The following is an 18017-nucleotide window of genomic DNA, read 5'->3' as shown; positions in this document are numbered from 1 at the left end:
GGCGCGGCCGAACCCGCTCAGCCGGCGGCGGCGATCTGCCGCAATGCCTGCTCGAATGCTTCCGGCGGCTGCCCGCCGGAGATCAGGTGCTGGCCGTTGACGATGGTCGCCGGCACCGAGTGGATGCCACGGCTCTGGAAGAACTGCTCCTGCGCGCGCACTTCGTCGGCGAACTCGTCGCTGGCGAGAACTTCCCGCGCATGTTCCGCGTCCAGACCGGCTTCAACAGCCAGCCGCAGCAGCGTGTCGTGTGCGCTGACGTCTTCGCCGTCGGTGAAATAGGCGCGCAGCAACGCCTGCTTCAGCGCGAGGTGATGGCCTTCCAGCTCGGCCCAGTGCAGCAGCCGGTGCGCGTCGAAGGTGTTGTAGACGCGACGGCGCCGATCCATGTCGAAGGTGAATCCCAGCGCAGCACCGCGGGCGCGGATCATCTCCTGGTTCGCCATGATCTGCGCGGCCGAACTGCCGTATTTGTGCACCAGGTGCTCGACCGCATCCTCGCCCTCCGCCGCCATCTGCGGATTCAGCTCGAACGGCTGGAAATGGATCTCGGCCGTCACCTCGCCATCCAGCTTCGCCAGCGCCTGCTGCAGCGAAGCCAAACCAATCGCGCACCACGGGCAGGAAACGTCGGAGACGAAGTCGATACGGAGCGGGGCGGGCGTGGACATCGGGATACCTTCATCGTGAGACAGGCAGTGCGGATACTGCCGATCCGATCAAGATGCGGCCACGATGCGGCGCAATCAACCGCCGGTCGGAACCCGGCTTCCGGCGATGCCCAGCGCCACCGCCTCGGCCACCTTGATGCCGTCTACCGCCGCCGAAAGGATGCCGCCGGCATAGCCAGCGCCTTCGCCGGCGGGGTAGAGGCCGCGGGTATTGAGGCTTTGCAGGCTGTCGTCGCGCGTGATGCGGACAGGCGAGGAAGTGCGCGTCTCCACGCCGGTGAGGATCGCGTCGTGCATCGCGTAGCCGCGGATCTGCCGCTCGAAGGCGGGCAGCGCCTCGCGGATCGCGGCGATCGCGTAGTCGGGCAGCGCGCTGTCGAGGTTGCCCAGGGTCACGCCGGGTTGGTACGACGGCTGCACGTCACCGAATTCGCGCGAGGCGCGACCGGCCAGGAAATCGCCGACGAGTTGCGCCGGGGCGCTGTAGTTTTCGCCGCCGAGCACGTAGGCGTGGCTTTCCAGTGCGCGTTGCAGCGCGATGCCGGCGAGCGGGCTGCCGCTGCTGTCATACGGCACGAAGTCGGACGGCTCGATGCCGACCACCACCGCCGCGTTTGCGTTGCGTTCGTTGCGCGAGTACTGGCTCATGCCGTTGGTGACCACCCGGCCGGGTTCGCTGGCGGCGGCGACCACGGTGCCGCCGGGGCACATGCAGAAGCTGTAGACCGAACGTCCGCGTCCGCCCTGATTTCCCTTGCCGTGATGCACCAGCTTGTAGTCGGCCGCGCCGAGGATCGGGTGGCCGGCCTGCGGACCGAAGCGGGCGCGGTCGATCACCGATTGCGGGTGTTCGATGCGGAAGCCGATCGAAAAGGGCTTGGCCTCCAGGTAGACGTTGCGTGCATGCAGCATCTCGAAGCTGTCGCGCGCGCTGTGGCCGAGCGCCAGCACCACGTGGTCGGCACGCAGCTGCTCGCCGCTGGCCAGGGTGACGCCGCGCACGCGACGCTCGCCGGCGGCGTCGGTCTCGATCAGCAGATCGTCCACGCGCTGGCTGAAACGGATCTCGCCGCCCAGCGACTGGATCGTCTCGCGCATGTTCTCCACCATCGAGACCAGGCGGAAGGTGCCGATGTGCGGCTTGCTGACGTAGAGGATCTCCTCCGGCGCGCCGGCCTTGACGAACTCGGTGAGCACCTTGCGGCCGTGATGCTGCGGGTCGCGGATCTGGCTGTGCAGCTTGCCGTCGGAAAACGTGCCGGCGCCGCCCTCGCCGAACTGCACGTTCGATTCGGGGTGCAGCTGGCGCTTGCGCCACAGGTCCCAGGTGTCTTTCGTGCGCTCGCGCACTTCCTTGCCGCGGTCGAGGATGATCGGGCGGAAACCCATCTGCGCCAGGATCAGGCCGGCGAACAGGCCGCAGGGGCCGAAGCCGATCACCAGCGGGCGATGCTCCAGCCGCGGCGGCGCCTTGGCCACGAAGTGGTAGCTGCTGTCCGGCGTGGGCTGCACGTGCGCGTCGTCGACAAAACGCTTGAGCAGTTCGGCTTCGCGCGGGGTGTCGATGTCCAGCGCGTAGATCAGCATGATCGCGCCGCGCTTGCGCGCATCGTAGCCGCGGCGGGCGATGGTGTAGCCGGTGAGTGCGGCGGCGTCGATGTCCAGCCGGCGGAGGATCGCGGCGGTGAGCGCGGCCTCGCCGTGGTCGAGCGGCAGCTTGAGGTCGGTCAATCGCAGCATGGGAGGCCCGGAACGGTCGGTCGGCTGGAGTGGGCGTGGGCCCGGCCGACTATTGTCGATGCGACGGTGCGCAGCCGACAAGCGCGCCTGACCTGCGACATCGTGTCCGGTTTCCGGCGGGCGCCGGCGCCGGCGCGGCGGGGCCCCGGGGTGACACGATGCGTCAGTTCAGGCCGCCAGCATGGTCAGGATCTGTTCGCCGGTGGCATGCGGGTGCAGCAGCAGGTAGTGCGGGCGCATGCTGTGGTCGTGCCGGCGGGCGGCGGCGATGCACGGCTTGCCATCGGCGGCAATGACGCACAGCCGGGCCGGGCGGCGCTGGTCCCACGGGCGGCGGAGCACCAGGCCATGCTGCGGGCCGCCGACGATGATGCATTTGATTTGTTCCATGACGCTTGCTCGTAATGAGGGAGTGGACAGTGGAGGTGTCACTTCCCAGCAAGCAGAAGGCAGGCCACGGAGCGGCGGTCGAATGTGGTGTGCATCACACTTTGGTAATTCCGGCACGATGGCGACCCCCACGGGCCGCCATCGTGCCGCTTGTCAGGCGTTGCCGATGAAGTCGGTTTTGCCGATGTCGGTACCGGCCTGGCGCAGGATGTCGTAGGCGGTGGTGCAGTGGAAGAACAGGTTCGGCAGGGTGAAGTGCAGCAGATAGGCCTGGCCTTCGAAGTGCATCTCGCCGTTGCGCATCTTCAGGTGGATCGCGCGGGTTTCGCTGCCGTCGATCTGTTCCGGCGTGAAGCTCTTGATGTACGCGATCGAGCGCTCGATGCGGCTGTAGGCCTGCTCCAGCGTGGTCTCGTTGTCCTCGAAGTTTTGCGGCTCCACGCCGGCCAGGCGGGCCACGCCGCGGGTCGCCATGTCGCAGGCGATCTGGATCTGCTTGATCAGCGGCAGCATGTCCGGGATCAGCCGGGTCTGCAGCAGCACCTCGTCGCTGACGTTCTTCGACTTCGCGTGCTGCTCGCCCTTCTTCAGCACGTGGGCGAGATTGCCCAGTGCGCGGACGCAGACGGGAACGGCGACCTGGTACATCGAAATGCTCATGGATGATCTTCCTGTGGTGGGTGAGTGGGTTCGGCGGGCGGGGCGGCGGCCGGCCGCCGTCGCGTCACCCGGGCCGCGATCAGCATGCCGGCCAGCATCAGCGCGGCGGAAAGCACGAAGGCTACACCGGGCAGGTGCACCGACGAAGACGGCGCGATCGACAACGCGAACACCTGGGCGAACAGATACGGCCCGAAAATGCCGGCAAAACTGCCCAGGCTGCTGATCGCGCCCTGCAGCCGGCCCTGCTCGGAAGGATCGACCTGCTGGGTCATGATCGACTGGATCGGCGGCATCGCCAGGCCCCACAGTGCCAGCAGCGGCACGCCGAGCAGGAACGCCCAGCCCACGTCGGCCACGCCCATCACCAGGAACGCGCCCACGCCGAACAGCATGCCGGCCAGCAGCACGCGGCGTTCGCCGAAGCGCGGCGCGAGCTTGCCGGTGAGCACCGCCTGCACGAAGCCGTCGCAGGCGCCGACCAGCATCAGCACGTAGCCGACCGCCTGCGGACCCCAGTGGTAGCGGTAGTCCGCATACAGCACGAACACCGTCTGCAGCACGTAGTGCGCCAGGTAGACCAGGAACAGCACCACCGCCAGGCCGAGCACCTGCGGGTGGCGGCGCAGCAGCTTCAGCGAACCGAACGGGTGCGCGCTGTGCAGTTCGAGCCGGGTCGTGCGGCGCTCCTTCGGCAGCGACTCGGGCAGGATGAAGCAGCCGTACAGGAAGTTGCACAGCGCCAGGCCGGCGGCTACCCAGAACGGCAGCCGCAGCGCGATGCCGCCGAGGAAGCCGCCCACGCCGGGGCCGATGATGAAGCCCAGCCCGAACGCGCTGCCGAGGATGCCGAATGCGGCGGCGCGCTTTTCCTTCGGGATCACATCGGCGACGTAGGCATTGGCGGTGCTGAAGCTGGCCGCGGTCATGCCGAGCAGGATGCGCGCGGCAAACAGCAGCCACAGCGTGGGCGCCAGCGCCAGCACCACGAAGTCCAGCGCCAGGCCCAGGTTGGAGATCAGGATCACCGGCCGCCGGCCATAGCGGTCCGACAGCGCGCCCTGCACCGGCGCGAACACGAACTGCACGATCGCGAACACCGTACTGAAGATGCCCACCCACCACGCCGCCTTCGCGATCCCGCCGCCGGCCAGCTGCTCGATCAGGTGCGGCAACACCGGGATGATGATGCCGAACGCCAGCATGTCCAGCAGCACGGTGACGTAGATGAAGGCCAGCGCGGCCCGGTGGCGCGGTGCGGCGGGAGTCGGCGACGGGTCCATGGGCATGGCGGGGCGATGGGAGGGGCACGATAGCCGAACGGCGGCGGCGCGGCATGTGCATCGGGGCGGCAGGGCCCGCCGCCGCCATCGCGATGAGGTTCACACGATCCGCGGCGCGGGCGCCGCCTGGTGGCATGGCGCGATACCATGGGCGACCCCTTCGCCGAGGAATCGCCATGCTCCGACGTCTGCTTCCCGTGTGCCTGCTGCTGGCGCTGGCCGCCTGTTCCTCCAACCAGGGGAGCACCGCCACGGCGCCGGTGTCGAAGGAGGAGCTGGCCCCGGCACCGGCTGCCACCGCGGCGCCGGCCGACGCCGGCACCAGCGCTGCCGTGCGGCAGCATCTGGCCGACTACGCCACGGTGAAACTCAGTGCCGACCTGTCGAAGTTCGACGCGCGGCAGAAGAAGATGATCGCGTTGCTGGTCGAGGCGGCCGACAGCATGAACGCGCTGTACTGGAAGCAGGCGTGGGGCGACAAGGATGCCTTGCTGGCGAAGATCGCCGACCCCGCCACGCGCGAATTCGCCGAGATCAACTACGGCCCGTGGGACCGGCTGGACAACGACAAGCCGTTCGTCGACGGCGTCGGCGCGCGCCCGCCCGGCGCGCAGTTCTACCCGGCCGACATGAGCAAGGCCGAGTTCGAAAAGTCGCCGCTGAAGGACAAGACCGCGCTGTACACCTTGCTGCGCCGCGACGCGCAGGGCCAGCTGATCAGCGTGCCCTACCACGAGGCATACAAGGCCGAGCTGGAAAAGACCGCCGGCCTGCTGCGCCAGGCCGCGAAGCTGGCGAAGGATGCGGGTTTCAAAAAATACCTGACGCTGCGCGCCGGCGCCCTGCTCAGTGACGACTACCAGCCCAGCGACTTCGCCTGGATGGACATGAAGCACAACCCGGTCGACCTCGTGATCGGCCCGATCGAGACCTACGAGGACCAGCTGTACGGCTACAAGGCCAGCTACGAATCCTACGTGCTGATCAAGGACCAGGCCTGGAGCGCGAAACTGGCGCGCTTCGCCAAGTACCTGCCCGAACTGCAGCGCGGCTTGCCGGTGGCCGACAAGTACAAGGCGGAAAAGCCCGGCTCCGACGCCGACCTCAACGCCTACTTCGCGATCTACTACGGCGGCGACGCCAACGTCGGCGCCAAGACCATCGCGATCAACCTGCCCAACGACGAACAGGTGCAGCTGAAGAAGGGTACTCGGCGCCTGCAGCTGGAAAACGTGATGCAGGCGAAGTTCGACAAGATCATGCTGCCGATCGCGAAGGAGCTGATCGCCGACGACCAGCAGCACAACCTCACCTTCGACGCGTTCTTCCAGAACACCATGTTCCATGAAGTGGCGCATGGCCTGGGCATCAAGAACACGCTGGACGGCAAGGGCACCGTGCGCAAGGCGCTGAAGGACCAGGCCTCCAGCTTCGAGGAAGGCAAGGCGGACATTCTCGGCCTGTACATGGTGACCCGGCTGGCCGACAAGGGCGAGCTGGACAAGTCGAAGCTGATGGACAACTACGTCACCTTCCTCGCCGGCATCCTGCGCTCGGTGCGCTTCGGCGCGTCCGACGCACACGCCAAGGCGAACATGGTGCGCTTCAACTTCTTCAAGCAGCAGGGTGCGTTCAGCCGCGATGAAAAGACCGGCCGCTATCGCGTCGACTTCGACAAGATGACCGCGGCGATGAACGCGCTATCGGCCAAACTGCTGACCATCCAGGGCGACGGCGACTACGACGCCGCGAAACAGCTCACCGACCAGATGGGCGCCGTCGACGCCGAGCTGGCCGGCGACCTGAAGCGGCTCGACCAGGCGCACATCCCGGTCGACATCCGCTTCGAGCAGGGGCTCGACGTGCTGGGGTTGAAGCAGCCCTGAGGTGCGTGCGTCAGGTCGCCGCGTCGATCCACGCGGCGACCTCGGCCGGGTGTTCGAGGTGCAGGTGGTGGCCGCCATCGAGATGGCTGACACGGATGTTCGCCACGCACTCGGCGCGGGCCTGCATCGGTGCGCCGGGCAGGTAGGGCGTGGCCGGTTGCGCCAGCAGCAGCGCGGTGGGTGCCGTGATGCCGCGCAGCAGCGCGTGAACCTGCGTTTCGGCCAGGCGCACGGCGCTGGGGCGGGTCAGCCGCGGGTCGCTGCGCCAGCGCCAGCCGCCATCGGTTTCGGCCAGGCCACGCTCGACGATCGGCTGCGCCAGTTCGGCGGGCAGGCCGCTGGCCATGCTGCGTGCGGCGACCGCCTGGGCGACATCGCGGAATATCCGCAGTGGCTTGCGGCTGGCGCCGTGTGGCGCCAGCGCATCGCGGAAACGCTGCAGCGTGTGCGAGCCGTCGTCGCCGAGCGGGCCGAGGCCCTCGATCAGGAGCAGGCGCTCGATCCGCTCGGGCGCGGCGGTGGCGACCAGCGCGGCGATGCCCGCGCCCAGCGAGTGGCCGAGCAAGGTGTAGCGATCCAGCTGAAGCACGTCGGCGGCGGCCAGCACGGCCTGCACGTAGTCGACGTAGTGGTAGCTGGCGCCGGCGGCGGGATGGCCGGAGTGGCCGTGGCCGGGCAGGTCCAGCGCGATTACCTGCCAGCGTGTGGCCAGCAGCGGCGCCAGCCGGGCGAAGCTGCCGGCGTTGTCGAGCCAGCCGTGCAGCGCCAGCAACGGCGGCAGCGTCTCATCGCCCCAGACCTGTGCGGCCAATGGCAGGTGCGGCAGCGCGATGCGGCGCTCGGCGGGCTGCGTCACGCGGCGGCTTCCGGCCAGCCGCCCAGGTGCCGGCGCACCAGCGCGGCGAGGCTGTTCACCTGTTCGGCGCTGTCGTTCAATGCGGGGATGTAGCGCAGCGTCTCGCCGCCGGCGGCGATGAAGAAGTCGCGGTTCTGCATCGCGATCTCCTCCAGCGTCTCCAGGCAGTCCACCGCGAAGCCGGGGCAGGCCACGTCGAGCCTCTTCACGCCGTCGGCGGCCAGCTGGCGCACGGTGGCGTCGGTGTACGGCTGAAGCCAGCGTTCGCGGCCGACCCGCGACTGGAAGCTGACAACCATCTCATCCTCGCCCAGCCGCAGCCGCTCGCGCAGCAGTTGTGCGGTGCGCCGGCATTGTTCCGCGTAGGGATCGCCGAGTCGCACGTAGCGCTCGGGGATGCCGTGGAACGACAGCAGCAGTTTCTCGCCGCGGCCGTGCGCCGCCCACCAGCGCTCGATGCCGGCAGCCAGCGCGTCGATGTGGCCGGGCTCGTCGTGGTAGTCGTTGATGATGCGCAGCTCGGGCGGCCAGCGCAGTTGCTTGAAGGCGTCGGCCACCGCGTCGATCACCGAACCGGTGGAGGTGGCCGAATACTGCGGGTACAGCGGCAGCACCAGCAGCCGGCGCACGCCGTCACGCTGCAGCTGTTCGATCGTCTGTGCCACCGACGGCTCGCCGTAGCGCATCGCCAGCGCCACCCGCAGCGTGCCGGGCTGCTGCCGGTCCAGCTCGGCCTGCAGTGCCGCGGCCAGCGCTTCGCTGCCGTAACGCAGCGGCGAGCCGCGTTCGTCCCATATCCGCGCGTAGGCGTGCGCGGAACGTTTCGGCCGCACACGCAGGATCACCCCATGCAGGATCAGCCACCACAGCCAGCGCGGGTAGTCGATCACCCGCGGATCGCCGAGGAATTCGGCCAGGTACGGGCGCACCGCTTGCGCGGTCGGCGCGGTCGGCGTACCCAGGTTGACCAGCAGTACGCCAGCCTGAACGGGCTGAACGGACGCCGCACCGGAATCGTCGGCAACGCCGGTATAGTGGTTGCTGCGTGGCATCGTGACAGTCGTGGCTGCTGGAACCGTGCAGTCTGCCACAAGCCCGGCGCACCGCGTGGCGCCGCGCCCATCCCCCGAACCCGAGTGGAGCTGCCCCATGTTGAAGACATCGCTGCAACGCCTGCTGCTTGCCGGACTGGCCCTGCTGTTGCCGGCGATGGCCGTGCACGCCGAGGATCCGCCGCTGGTGCGTGCCACCAACGCCGTGCGCGTGATGAATGACATCATGCAGGCGCCGGACAAGGCGATCCCGAAGGACCTGCTGCAGAACGCCCGCGCGATCGCGGTGATCCCGGACATGCTCAAGGCCGGCTTCATCTTCGGCGGTCGCCGCGGCGAGGGGCTGATCTCGGTGAAGAGCCCGGACGGCACCTGGTCCAACCCCAGCTTCGTCACCATGACCGGTGGCAGCGTGGGCTTCCAGGTCGGCGTGTCCTCGACTGACGTGATCCTGGTGTTCCGCACCCAGCGCGGCGTGGATTCGATCGTCAACGGCAAGTTCACCCTGGGCGCCGATGCCTCCGCTGCGGCCGGCCCGGTCGGCCGCACCGCCACGGCCTCCACCGACGCGCAGATGAAGGCCGAGATCTACTCCTACTCGCGCAGCCGCGGCCTGTTCGCCGGTGTCGCACTCGACGGTTCGGTGCTGCGCATCGACTATGATGCGAACGCCGCGGTGTACGGCGCCGGCATCACGCCGCGGCGCATCTTCGAGGGTGGCGTCAGCAACGTGCCTACGCCGGTCGTCGACTTTCGCGACCGGCTCGAAGAGTACACTTCGCGCTGATACGGAAAGGCCGGTGCGCGCGGCGCGGCGGGTTTCCGGTTCCATCCGTTTTCGAGGTAATACATGAGCATCTGGCATCTGATAATCCTGCTGGTCGTGGTGGTGGTGATCTTCGGCACCGGCAAGCTGCGCAACATCGGCTCCGATCTCGGCAGCGCCATGCGGGATTTCAAGAAAGGCCTCAACGGTGACGAGGACGAGGCCAGGCGCAAGGAAGAGGCCGAGCGTCTGCGCGCCGATCCGCCGGCCAGCCCCGCCGACAAGGCGACGCAGAGTCAGCGCGACTCCAGCGACTCAAAGTAAGCCGGACGGGTTGCGGCGATGATCGAGATCAGCTTCGGCAAGCTGGTGCTGCTCGCGCTCATCGCGCTGATCGTGCTTGGCCCGGAGAAACTGCCCGGCGCCGCGCGCACTGCCGGCGCCTTGCTGCGGCGCATGCGCAGCGGCTGGGACGACGTGCGCGCCGAGGTGGAGCGCGAGCTGCAGATCGAGGAGATCAAACGCGCCGCGCGCGAGGCCGCGGCGCGGGCGGAGGCGGCGCAGGGTGAGCTGGACGCCACGCTGGCGCAGGTGCGCGACCTGCCGAACGCCGCGTCGGCGGAGCAGGGTGCGGTGACGGCTGCGCCGGTTGCCGCCGCGCCGGAAACAAGCGCCGCGGAGGCGCCTGAGCACGCCACCGGCGACCTGTTCACCGATGCCGCCGCGCCGGTGCGGGAGGAGCTTCCGCATGGCCACGCCTGAACCCGAAGTCGACCTGCAGCAGGGCCTGTTCTCGCACCTGCTGGAACTGCGTTCGCGCCTGCTCAAGGCCAGCGCCACCGTGCTGGTGGTGCTGCTGGCGCTGGTGCCGTTCGCCAACCACTTGTACACCGAGCTGGCCGCACCGCTGGTGGCGCGCCTGCCCGCCGGCGCGCACCTGATTGCCACCGAGGTGGCCAGCCCGTTCGTCACCCCGTTGAAGCTGGCGTTCTACGCGGCGCTGTTCATCAGCATGCCGATGATCCTGTACCAGCTGTGGGCCTTTGTCAGCCCGGGCCTGTACAAGCACGAGAAACGCCTGGCCCGGCCGCTGCTCGCCGCGGCGCTGGTGCTGTTCTACATGGGCTGTGCGTTCGCCTATTTCCTGGTGCTGCCGGCGGCGTTCCGCTTCCTCACCGCGATCACCCCGCAGGGGGTGGAGATGATGACCGACATCACCCACTACCTCGATTTCGTGATGCTGATGTTCTTCGCGTTCGGGCTGTGCTTCGAGGTGCCGGTGGCGGTGGTGATCCTCGCCGCGGTGGGCATCGTCGACCTGGACAAGCTGCGCAGCAGCCGGCGCTATGCCATCGTCGGCGCGTTCGCGATCGCCGCCCTCATCACGCCGCCGGACATCACCTCGATGATCATGCTGGCGGTGCCGATGTGCCTGCTCTACGAACTGGGCATGCTGGCGGTGCGCTGGCTGGTGAAGCCCGGTTCGCTGAAGCCCGACGCGGGCTGAGCGCACTCAGTACAGGTCGATCGGGTCGACATCCAGCGACCAGCGCACCTTGCGCGCCGCCGGCAGCGCGATCAGCGCCAGCTGCCATGAGCGCAGCATGCCGTGCAGCGTGCGACGGCTGCTGGCTTCCAGCAACAACTGGCCGCGATGCCGGCCCGCGCGCAGCGGCATCGGTGCGGGCATCGGTCCGGCGACCTGCCACTGGTCGTTGAGCGGCAGCGCGGCGTGCGCCGCGGCAAGGAACGCGTCGACCTGCTCGCGCTGCGGCGCCTCGGCACGCAACAGCACCTGGTGGCTGTACGGTGGCAGCTGGATCAGCTGGCGTTCGGCCAGCAGCTCGCGTGCGGCGGCGGCATAACCGTGCGCCAGCAGGCTGCGCAGCAGCGGGTGTTCCGGCTGGTGCGTCTGCAGCAGCACGCGGCCGGGCTTGCGCGCGCGGCCGGCGCGGCCGGCCACCTGCACTACCAGTTGCGCCAGCCGTTCGCCGGCGCGGAAGTCGATGCTGTGCAGGCCCTCGTCCACGCCCACGATCGCGACCAGGGTGAGGTTGGGCAGGTCGTGGCCCTTGGCCAGCATCTGCGTGCCGACCAGGATCGCCGGCTGGTCGTCGCGCAGCGTGGCCAGCAATTGCTCGAATGAATCACGGCGGCGGGTGGTCTCGCGGTCGACGCGCAGCACCGGTACTTGTGGGAACTGCGCCAGCAGCGCTTCCTCCAGTCGCTCGGTGCCCTGGCCCTGCGGCTTCAGGTCGCCGGCGCCGCACGTCGGGCAGACGGTGGGCAGGCGTTGGCGATAGTCGCAATGGTGGCAGATCAGCTGGCGCCGGCCCGCGTGCAGGGTCAGCGGGCACTCGCAGCGCGGGCAGGCCGCATGCCAGCCGCAGGCGTGGCACAGCAGCACCGGCGCGTAGCCGCGGCGGTTGCGGAACACCAGCGCCTGCTCGCCGCGCGCCACCGTCTCCGCCACGGCGCCGAGCAGCGCCGGCGACATGCCGTGCTCCAGCCGCTGCGCGCGCATGTCGATGATCTGCACCTGCGGCGGCCGCACCGCACCGGGCCGCGCGCGCAGGTGCAGGGTGCTGTAGCGGCCGGCCGCGGCATTCGCCAGCGATTCCAGCGAGGGCGTGCCCGAGCCCAGCAGCACCGGCACGCCCAGCGCGCGGGCGCGCACCAGGGCCAGGTCGCGGGCGTGGTAGCGGAAACCCTCCTGCTGCTTGTAGGCGCTGTCGTGTTCCTCGTCGACGATGATCAGCCCGGCCTGCGGCAGCGGCGTGAACACCGCCGAGCGCGTGCCCAGGATCACCCGTGCGCTGCCGGCGCGGGCGCGTAGCCAGGCGCGCGCGCGGTCGCCTTCGGACAGGTTGGAGTGCAGCACCTCGACGACCACGCCGAGGCGCTCGCGCAGGCGCCGCACGGTCTGCGGCGCCAGGCCGATCTCCGGCACCAGCAGCAGCGCCTGCTTGCCCTGTGCCAGCACCTGCTCGATCAAGGCCAGGTAGACCTCGGTCTTGCCGCTGCCGGTGACGCCGTCGAGCAGGAAAGGCTGGTAACGGCCGAGGCTGGCGTCGACGGCGGCGACCGCCTGTTGCTGCTCGTCGCTGAGTTGCGGCGCCAGCGTCGGCGGGCGCGGACGAGCGGGCGGCGGTCGTTCGCTGCGCTCGAGCAGGCCGGCGGTGGCCAGCCGGCGTGCCGCGTCGCGCCAGCCGGGCTGGCGTTCGTTCAACTCCTGTGCACTCAACGCGCCGGCCGCCAGCAAGTCCAGCAGGGCCTTGCTGCCGCCACGGCGGCTGCCGGCGTCGTGGGCGCTGTGGCCGGCGCCGGTGAGCGACCAGTATTCGTCGCCGATCGGCGGCAGTGGCTTCGCTTCGCGCAGGGCCAGCGGCAAGGCATTGGCGTAGGCCTCGCCCGGCGCGCCGAGCCAGTAGTCGGCGGCCCAGGCCAGCGTCTGCATCAGCTCGGGGTCGAGCAGCGCGTCGTCGTCGAGCGGGCGCAGCACCTGCTTCAGCCGGCTGCTGCCGACGGCAGCTTCGGCGTCGATCGCCACCACCACGCCGACCAGCTTGTGGCGGCCGAACGGCACCAGCACCCGGCTGCCCACGCCGGCCTCGCCCGCCGCGGGCGGCAGGTAGTCGAACAGGGTGGGCAGGGGTACCGGCAGGGCGACGCGAAGGACGGCGGGCATGGGCTACCTCGTGGCGGCCCAGTGTAACTGCGGCGTCCGCGAGGCCTCAGGTTTCGATAGCTGCGATATCAGGTGAATCGGGCCAGAGGAGTTGCGCGAACTTGCTGCCCGGTTATCGAGGAGTTGCAGGTAAGTCGCTATCCCCGGGAGGTTTTTGCGCTTATCCACAACGGCTGTGGATAAGTCTGTGGATGCAGCGGGGAGGGGCGGGCTCAAAGCGCGTCGTGGCGCCTTTCACGACAGTCTGACGAGGTTTTGTTCACGAAAAAAAATCCTTTTTCTTCAATAGCCTGCAAATGGCATCCGGGCGCAGTTCACATAATTCACAAGCTGGCAGCGGTTGCCTTGACAGGTTCATGACGCTGTGCAAAACCCGTCCTGCCGCCGGCCGGAAAGCGGCCTCAGTGGGCCACCCCAAGCACCAAGGCGACCATCAAGGCGAACATCAGCAGCCAGAAGTAGCACCAGCCGACGAACCAGAATTTCAGCAGGGTCATCGGCCAGCCCTGGTGATAGACACGTTTCTGCATGATCAGGAGGTAGGTCGGGATCCACAGGATCAGCGCGGCCTGCAGCCAGCCCAGCGCATAGCCGGTCCATGCCGCGTGCGGTCGCAGCCAGGTCGACAGCATGCCGGCAAGGGTGATCAGCAGCAGGCTGAGGAACATGAACGCATGGCTGTGCAGGGCCACGATCAGATGCTCCATGTACAGCCGCCGGCGGAATACGTAGAACAGCTTCAGCAGGATCGCGAAGACCGGAATCATCACGAACATGGTCGGTGGCAGTGCGCTGAACACGCCGTTGATCATCCGCTGCTTCGCCTCGGCGCTGGCCGCGGGATCGCCATGCTTGAAGGTGTCCCAGTTCTTCTGGAACTGGCGGCCAAGGGCGGTCAGGCGCGCGTTGGCCACGTCCGGCAGCCAGGCGATCCGGACCGATCCCGATTCGCCCCCGGATGCCTTGCGTTGGGTGTCGCGCGGCCTGGTGTCGCTGGCGGGTCCCACCGTCGCGGCTGCCGGCGGCGCGGCGAGCGAGGCGGCCGACATCGGTGCCGCGCCAAGTGCGGCGAGGCGCTGATTGGCTGCCTGACGCAGTTCCTGTTCGCCAACACGGGCTTGCTCCAGTACGTTCGGCGGCAACACGCCGGTGTTCCGGGCGTTCTGCAGGCCATCCAGTTCGTCCTGCAGCGCCTTGCGCACTTCGGCCGGGCTGGTGGCGGCCTCGATCGCACTGCTGTCCACACTTACCAGTGGATGGCCGTTCGCGGGGAGCTTGTCGGCGAACTGGTCGATGGCCAGGTGAAAGACGAAGAATGACAGCAGGCACAGCACGAACATCAGCCGGAACGGCGCGATGTAGCGCACCCGTCGGCCGGCGAAATATTCCAGGGTGAGGAAGCCGGGCTTCAGCAGCAGCGGCGGCAGCGTGTGCACGATGCGGCTGTCGATGTGCAGCACCGTCTCGACGGTTTCCTCGACCATGTGGTGCATCGGCTTCAGCACGCTGTGGATCGACTGCCCGCACTCATGGCAGAACTCGCCCTGCATTGCGGCGCCGCAGTTGGCGCAGTGCAATCCTTCGTGGCTGGTCAGCTGCTTCATCGCGGTTTCCGTCCGGTGCAGCGGGGGATCTTCGCACAAGGCAGCGGCCGGCCGGGCGTGACCTATGGCTCAGGTAGAATGGCCGGCCCTGGAGTCTGCTTGACCGATGAAACCTTTCCGTCCCGAGCGCGCCCATCTGCGGCACGAGGTGCGCGCTACCGTGCGCCTCGCGTTGCCGTTGATCGCCGCCCAGCTGGCGGCGGTCGGCAGCAACGTGATCGACGCGGTGCTGGCCGGCCACGTCAGTGCGCACGTGCTGGGCGCGGTGGCGGTGGGCGCCAGCATTTGGTCGCTGGCGATCGTCTGCGGCATCGGCATGATGATGGCGGTGCCGCCGTCGGTGGCGCAGCTCGACGGCGCCGGTCGCCGCGGTGAAGTGGGCGCGGTGTTCCACCAGGCGCTGTGGCTGGCGCTGGGCATGGGCGTGCTGCTGTGGTTCGCGGTGCGCCATGCCGGGCCGCTGATCGAGCTGATCGGGGTGACGGCGAGCCTGCGTCACGACGTGCAGCGTTTCCTGCTGGCGATCAGCTGGGGTGCGCCGGCGCTGACCTGCTACTTCGCGCTGCGCGGCCTGTCCGAGGGGCTGTCGCTGACCCGGCCATCGATGTATTTCAGCCTCGGCGGGCTGGTGCTGCTGGTGCCGCTGGGCTACGTGCTGATGTTCGGCAAGCTGGGCATCCCGCCGCAGGGCGCGCATGGCTGCGGCGTGGCCACCGCGATCGTGCTGTGGCTGGAGATGCTGGCATTCGGCGTCTACGTGATCTTCCGGCGCAACTACCGCGGGCTGGGCCTGTTCGAGCGCTTCGAGTGGCCGCATCTGCGCCGGATCGGCCAGCTGGTGCACATCGGCCTGCCGATGGCGGTGACCCTGCTGGCCGAGGCCGGGCTGTTCGTGGCCACCGCGCTGATCATCGCCACGCTGGGCGAGGACGTGATCGCCAGCCACCAGGTGGCGATCAACATCGCCTCGCTGTTCTTCATGATCCCGCTCGGCCTGGCGATGGCGATCACCGTGCGGGTGGGCAACGCGGTGGGCCGCGGCGACGAGCGCGGCGTGCGCTACGCCGGCTTCTGCGGGATCGGCCTGACCCTGCTTACCCAGCTGTTCTCGGCCGCCCTGATGCTGGGCCTGCCGCACTTCATCGCCTCGCTGTACACGCACGAGCCGAAGGTGATCGCGCTGGCCGCGCAGCTGATCATGCTGGCCGGGCTGTTCCAGTTTTCCGACGGCGTCCAGGTCGCGGCCAACGGCGCGTTGCGCGGCTTGAAGGACACCCGCGTGCCGATGGCGATCACCTTGTTCTCGTACTGGGTGGTGGGCATGCCGGTGGGCTGGTGGCTGGCCTTCCACCACGGCATGGGCGCACGCGGGATGTGGATCGGCCTGATCGCGGGCCTGTCCGTGGCGGCGGTCATGCTGTTCACCCGTTTCTGGCGCAGCGCGTGGAAACAGCGCTGGCGCCGCCACCTGCCGATGACCGCACCGGCCTGACCGGCTACGCTGGCCCCGACGCTTCCGGATACCTGCCTACATGACGCTGCCACCACCGCTACTACCCCGCCGCCACGGTTTCTGGGCCTTCCTGCGTACGCTCGGACGCGGCATCAACCTGCTGCGGCTGGTGATCCTCAACCTGGTGTTCTTCGGCGTGCTGGCCGTGCTGCTGTTGCTGCTGACCGCCGGTATCGTCGGCAGCCGGATGGAGCGTGCGGTGCAGGACGACAGCGTGCTGGTGATCAAGCCGCAGGGCCAGCTGGTCGAGCAGTACAGCGTCGAACCGTTGCAGCGCGCACTGGCCGGCCTGTCCGGCGAGCAGCCGAAGCAGGTGCAGCTGCGCGACCTGGTCGATGCGATCGACGCCGCGGCCAAGGACAAGCGGATCAGCCGCATCCTGCTGCTGCCGGACGAGCTGCAGGGCGGCGGCTTTGCCGCGCTGCGCGAGGTCGGCGCGGCGCTGGACCGCTTCCGCGCGGCGGGCAAGCCGGTGGTCGCGTGGGCGGTGAACCTGGACCAGGGCCAGTACTACCTGGCCGCGCATGCCGACCGTCTGCTGGTCGACCCGCAGGGCGGCGTGATGCTCACCGGGCTGGCCAACTACCGGCTGTTCTACAAGGACCTGCTGGACAAGCTCGGCGTCGACGTGCACCTGTTCCGCGTCGGCGAGTTCAAGAGCGCGGCCGAGCCGTACATCCTCGACCACGCCTCGGCCGAGGCAAAGCAGGCCGACAGCTACTGGATGGGCGGCCTGTGGGACGGCTACCTCGCCGAAGTGGCGCAACTGCGCAAGCTGGACCCGGCGGTGCTGCGCGACGACGTCGACAACCTGCCGCAGCACATCGCCAGCACCCAGGGCAACCTGGCGCAGCTGGCGCTGGGCCAGCACCTGGTCGACGGCCTGGCCACCCGCGCCGAGCTGATCGCGATGATGCGCAGGGAAGGCGTGCCGGCCGACAAGAAAGGCCACAGTTTCCGCCAGGTCGACTTCGCCCGTTACGCGGCCGGCGTGCAGCATGCCGACAATGCGTTCGCGCCGGGCGTGGCGATCGTGGTGGCCGAGGGCGAGATTGCCGGCGGCAAGCGCGCGGCCGGTTCGGTTGGCGGCGAATCCACCGCGGCGCTGATCCGCGAGGCGCGCGAGGACCGCAAGACGAAGGCGCTGGTGCTGCGGGTGAACTCGCCCGGCGGCGAGGTGTACGCGGCCGAGCAGATCCGCCGCGAGATCGAACTGACCCGCAGCGCGGGCATCCCGGTGGTGGTGTCGATGGGCGACGTGGCGGCCAGCGGCGGCTACTGGATCGCGATGAACGCGAACCGGATCTATGCCGAGCCGAACACCATCACCGGCTCGATCGGCATCTTCGGCATGTACTACACGGTGCCGAACACGCTGGCCAAGCTCGGCATCCAGAGCGACGGCGTCGGCACCGGGCCGATGGCCGGCGCGTTCGACATCAGCCGCCCGCTCGATCCGAAGGTCGGCACGGTGATCCAGGCGATCATCGACAAGGGCTACCGCGACTTCGTCGGCAACGTGGCCAAGGCGCGCGGCAAGAGCTACGAGGCGATCGACGCGATCGCGCAGGGCAGGGTGTGGACCGGCCAGCAGGCGCTCGAGCGCGGCCTGGTCGACCAGCTCGGCGGGCTGCAGGCCGCCGTCGCCGATGCGGCCGCCCTGGCCAAGCTGGGCCAGGGCTACCCGGTGCGCTACGTGGAGGCGCCGCTGGGCGGCTTCGAGCGCTTCCTGATTGGCCTCAACCAGGGCGCCGGCGTGCACCTGCTGCGGTCGTGGGGCGTGCGCCTGCCGAGCTGGTTCGCTCAACTGCCGGCGCTGGCGCCGGAACTGCAGCTGTTGCGCAACGCGAAGGCCGGCACACCGAACATCTACGCGGACTGTCTGTGCAGCCCGCGCTGAGCCGGTAG

The 18017-nt window shown here is 69.0% G+C and carries 16 protein-coding genes; 7 read left to right on the top strand and 9 right to left on the bottom strand.

Annotation, left to right across the window (positions count from 1 at the left end; all coding sequences use genetic code 11):
* Positions 1-17: 17 nt before the first annotated feature.
* The 5 genes from IMW82_RS12705 to IMW82_RS12685 form a co-directional block, all read right to left on the bottom strand.
* The gene (locus tag IMW82_RS12705; protein ID WP_211004707.1) at positions 18-671 is read right to left on the bottom strand and encodes a DsbA family oxidoreductase; all 654 of its coding nucleotides are present in this window, start codon (positions 669-671) and stop codon (positions 18-20) included.
* Positions 672-746: 75 nt separating this feature from the next.
* Positions 747-2411 carry an NAD(P)/FAD-dependent oxidoreductase gene (locus IMW82_RS12700; RefSeq protein ID WP_211004706.1) on the bottom strand — a complete coding sequence of 555 codons (1665 nt, stop codon included), beginning with the start codon at positions 2409-2411 and terminating at the stop codon, positions 747-749.
* A 168-nt stretch (positions 2412-2579) separates the two neighbouring features.
* Entirely contained in the window at positions 2580-2801 is a 222-nt protein-coding gene (locus tag IMW82_RS12695; RefSeq protein WP_108470568.1) for a hypothetical protein, read from the bottom strand.
* 153 nt (positions 2802-2954) lie between these two features.
* On the bottom strand, positions 2955-3461 hold the full coding sequence (locus IMW82_RS12690) for a DUF1993 domain-containing protein (RefSeq protein WP_211004705.1): 507 nt from the start codon (positions 3459-3461) through the stop codon (positions 2955-2957).
* Positions 3458-4744: a TCR/Tet family MFS transporter gene (locus IMW82_RS12685; RefSeq protein WP_211004704.1), complete on the bottom strand. Its 1287-nt coding sequence runs from the start codon at positions 4742-4744 to the stop codon at positions 3458-3460. The genes IMW82_RS12690 and IMW82_RS12685 overlap by 4 nt, the downstream gene beginning before the upstream one ends.
* Positions 4745-4920: 176 nt before the next feature.
* On the opposite strand from IMW82_RS12685, the gene IMW82_RS12680 reads away from it, so the two are divergent.
* Positions 4921-6630: a Zn-dependent hydrolase gene (locus tag IMW82_RS12680; protein WP_211004703.1), complete on the top strand. Its 1710-nt coding sequence runs from the start codon at positions 4921-4923 to the stop codon at positions 6628-6630.
* 10 nt (positions 6631-6640) lie between these two features.
* On the opposite strand, the gene IMW82_RS12675 is transcribed toward IMW82_RS12680, so the two are convergent.
* On the bottom strand, positions 6641-7486 hold the full coding sequence (locus IMW82_RS12675) for an alpha/beta hydrolase (RefSeq protein WP_211004702.1): 846 nt from the start codon (positions 7484-7486) through the stop codon (positions 6641-6643).
* Positions 7483-8538: a ferrochelatase gene (gene hemH / locus IMW82_RS12670; RefSeq protein WP_211004701.1), complete on the bottom strand. Its 1056-nt coding sequence runs from the start codon at positions 8536-8538 to the stop codon at positions 7483-7485. Before hemH ends, IMW82_RS12675 begins: the two co-directional genes overlap by 4 nt.
* A gap of 97 nt (positions 8539-8635) precedes the next feature.
* On the opposite strand from hemH, the gene IMW82_RS12665 reads away from it, so the two are divergent.
* The 4 genes from IMW82_RS12665 (at position 8636) to tatC (ending at position 10811) form a co-directional block, all read left to right on the top strand.
* Positions 8636-9325 (top strand): lipid-binding SYLF domain-containing protein, encoded by a 690-nt coding sequence (locus IMW82_RS12665; RefSeq protein WP_211004700.1) that lies wholly within the window; start codon positions 8636-8638, stop codon positions 9323-9325.
* 63 nt (positions 9326-9388) lie between these two features.
* Positions 9389-9628 (top strand): twin-arginine translocase TatA/TatE family subunit, encoded by a 240-nt coding sequence (gene tatA / locus IMW82_RS12660; RefSeq protein WP_211004699.1) that lies wholly within the window; start codon positions 9389-9391, stop codon positions 9626-9628.
* Between the two features lie 18 nt (positions 9629-9646).
* Positions 9647-10066, top strand: coding sequence for a Sec-independent protein translocase protein TatB (tatB, locus tag IMW82_RS12655; protein WP_211004698.1), 420 nt, complete (start codon positions 9647-9649; stop codon positions 10064-10066).
* The gene (tatC, locus tag IMW82_RS12650; protein ID WP_211004697.1) at positions 10053-10811 is read left to right on the top strand and encodes a twin-arginine translocase subunit TatC; all 759 of its coding nucleotides are present in this window, start codon (positions 10053-10055) and stop codon (positions 10809-10811) included. The genes tatB and tatC overlap by 14 nt, the downstream gene beginning before the upstream one ends.
* Positions 10812-10817: 6 nt before the next feature.
* On the opposite strand, the gene IMW82_RS12645 is transcribed toward tatC, so the two are convergent.
* Positions 10818-12992, bottom strand: coding sequence for a primosomal protein N' (locus tag IMW82_RS12645; RefSeq protein ID WP_211004696.1), 2175 nt, complete (start codon positions 12990-12992; stop codon positions 10818-10820).
* A 401-nt stretch (positions 12993-13393) separates the two neighbouring features.
* Positions 13394-14596: a DUF3667 domain-containing protein gene (locus IMW82_RS12640; protein WP_211004695.1), complete on the bottom strand. Its 1203-nt coding sequence runs from the start codon at positions 14594-14596 to the stop codon at positions 13394-13396.
* A gap of 106 nt (positions 14597-14702) precedes the next feature.
* Between IMW82_RS12640 and IMW82_RS12635 the strand changes: the two genes are divergently transcribed.
* Positions 14703-16088: an MATE family efflux transporter gene (locus tag IMW82_RS12635; RefSeq protein ID WP_108470580.1), complete on the top strand. Its 1386-nt coding sequence runs from the start codon at positions 14703-14705 to the stop codon at positions 16086-16088.
* Between the two features lie 40 nt (positions 16089-16128).
* Positions 16129-18009, top strand: a complete 1881-nt coding sequence (gene sppA, locus IMW82_RS12630) for a signal peptide peptidase SppA (protein WP_211004694.1) — start codon at positions 16129-16131, stop codon at positions 18007-18009.
* Positions 18010-18017 lie beyond the last annotated feature (8 nt).

This window comes from Rhodanobacter sp. B2A1Ga4 (assembly GCF_018101315.1).
Lineage (GTDB): Bacteria > Pseudomonadota > Gammaproteobacteria > Xanthomonadales > Rhodanobacteraceae > Rhodanobacter > Rhodanobacter thiooxydans_A.
Note: the sequence above shows the minus strand (reverse complement) of the source record. Positions and strands in the feature narration are given on the sequence as shown.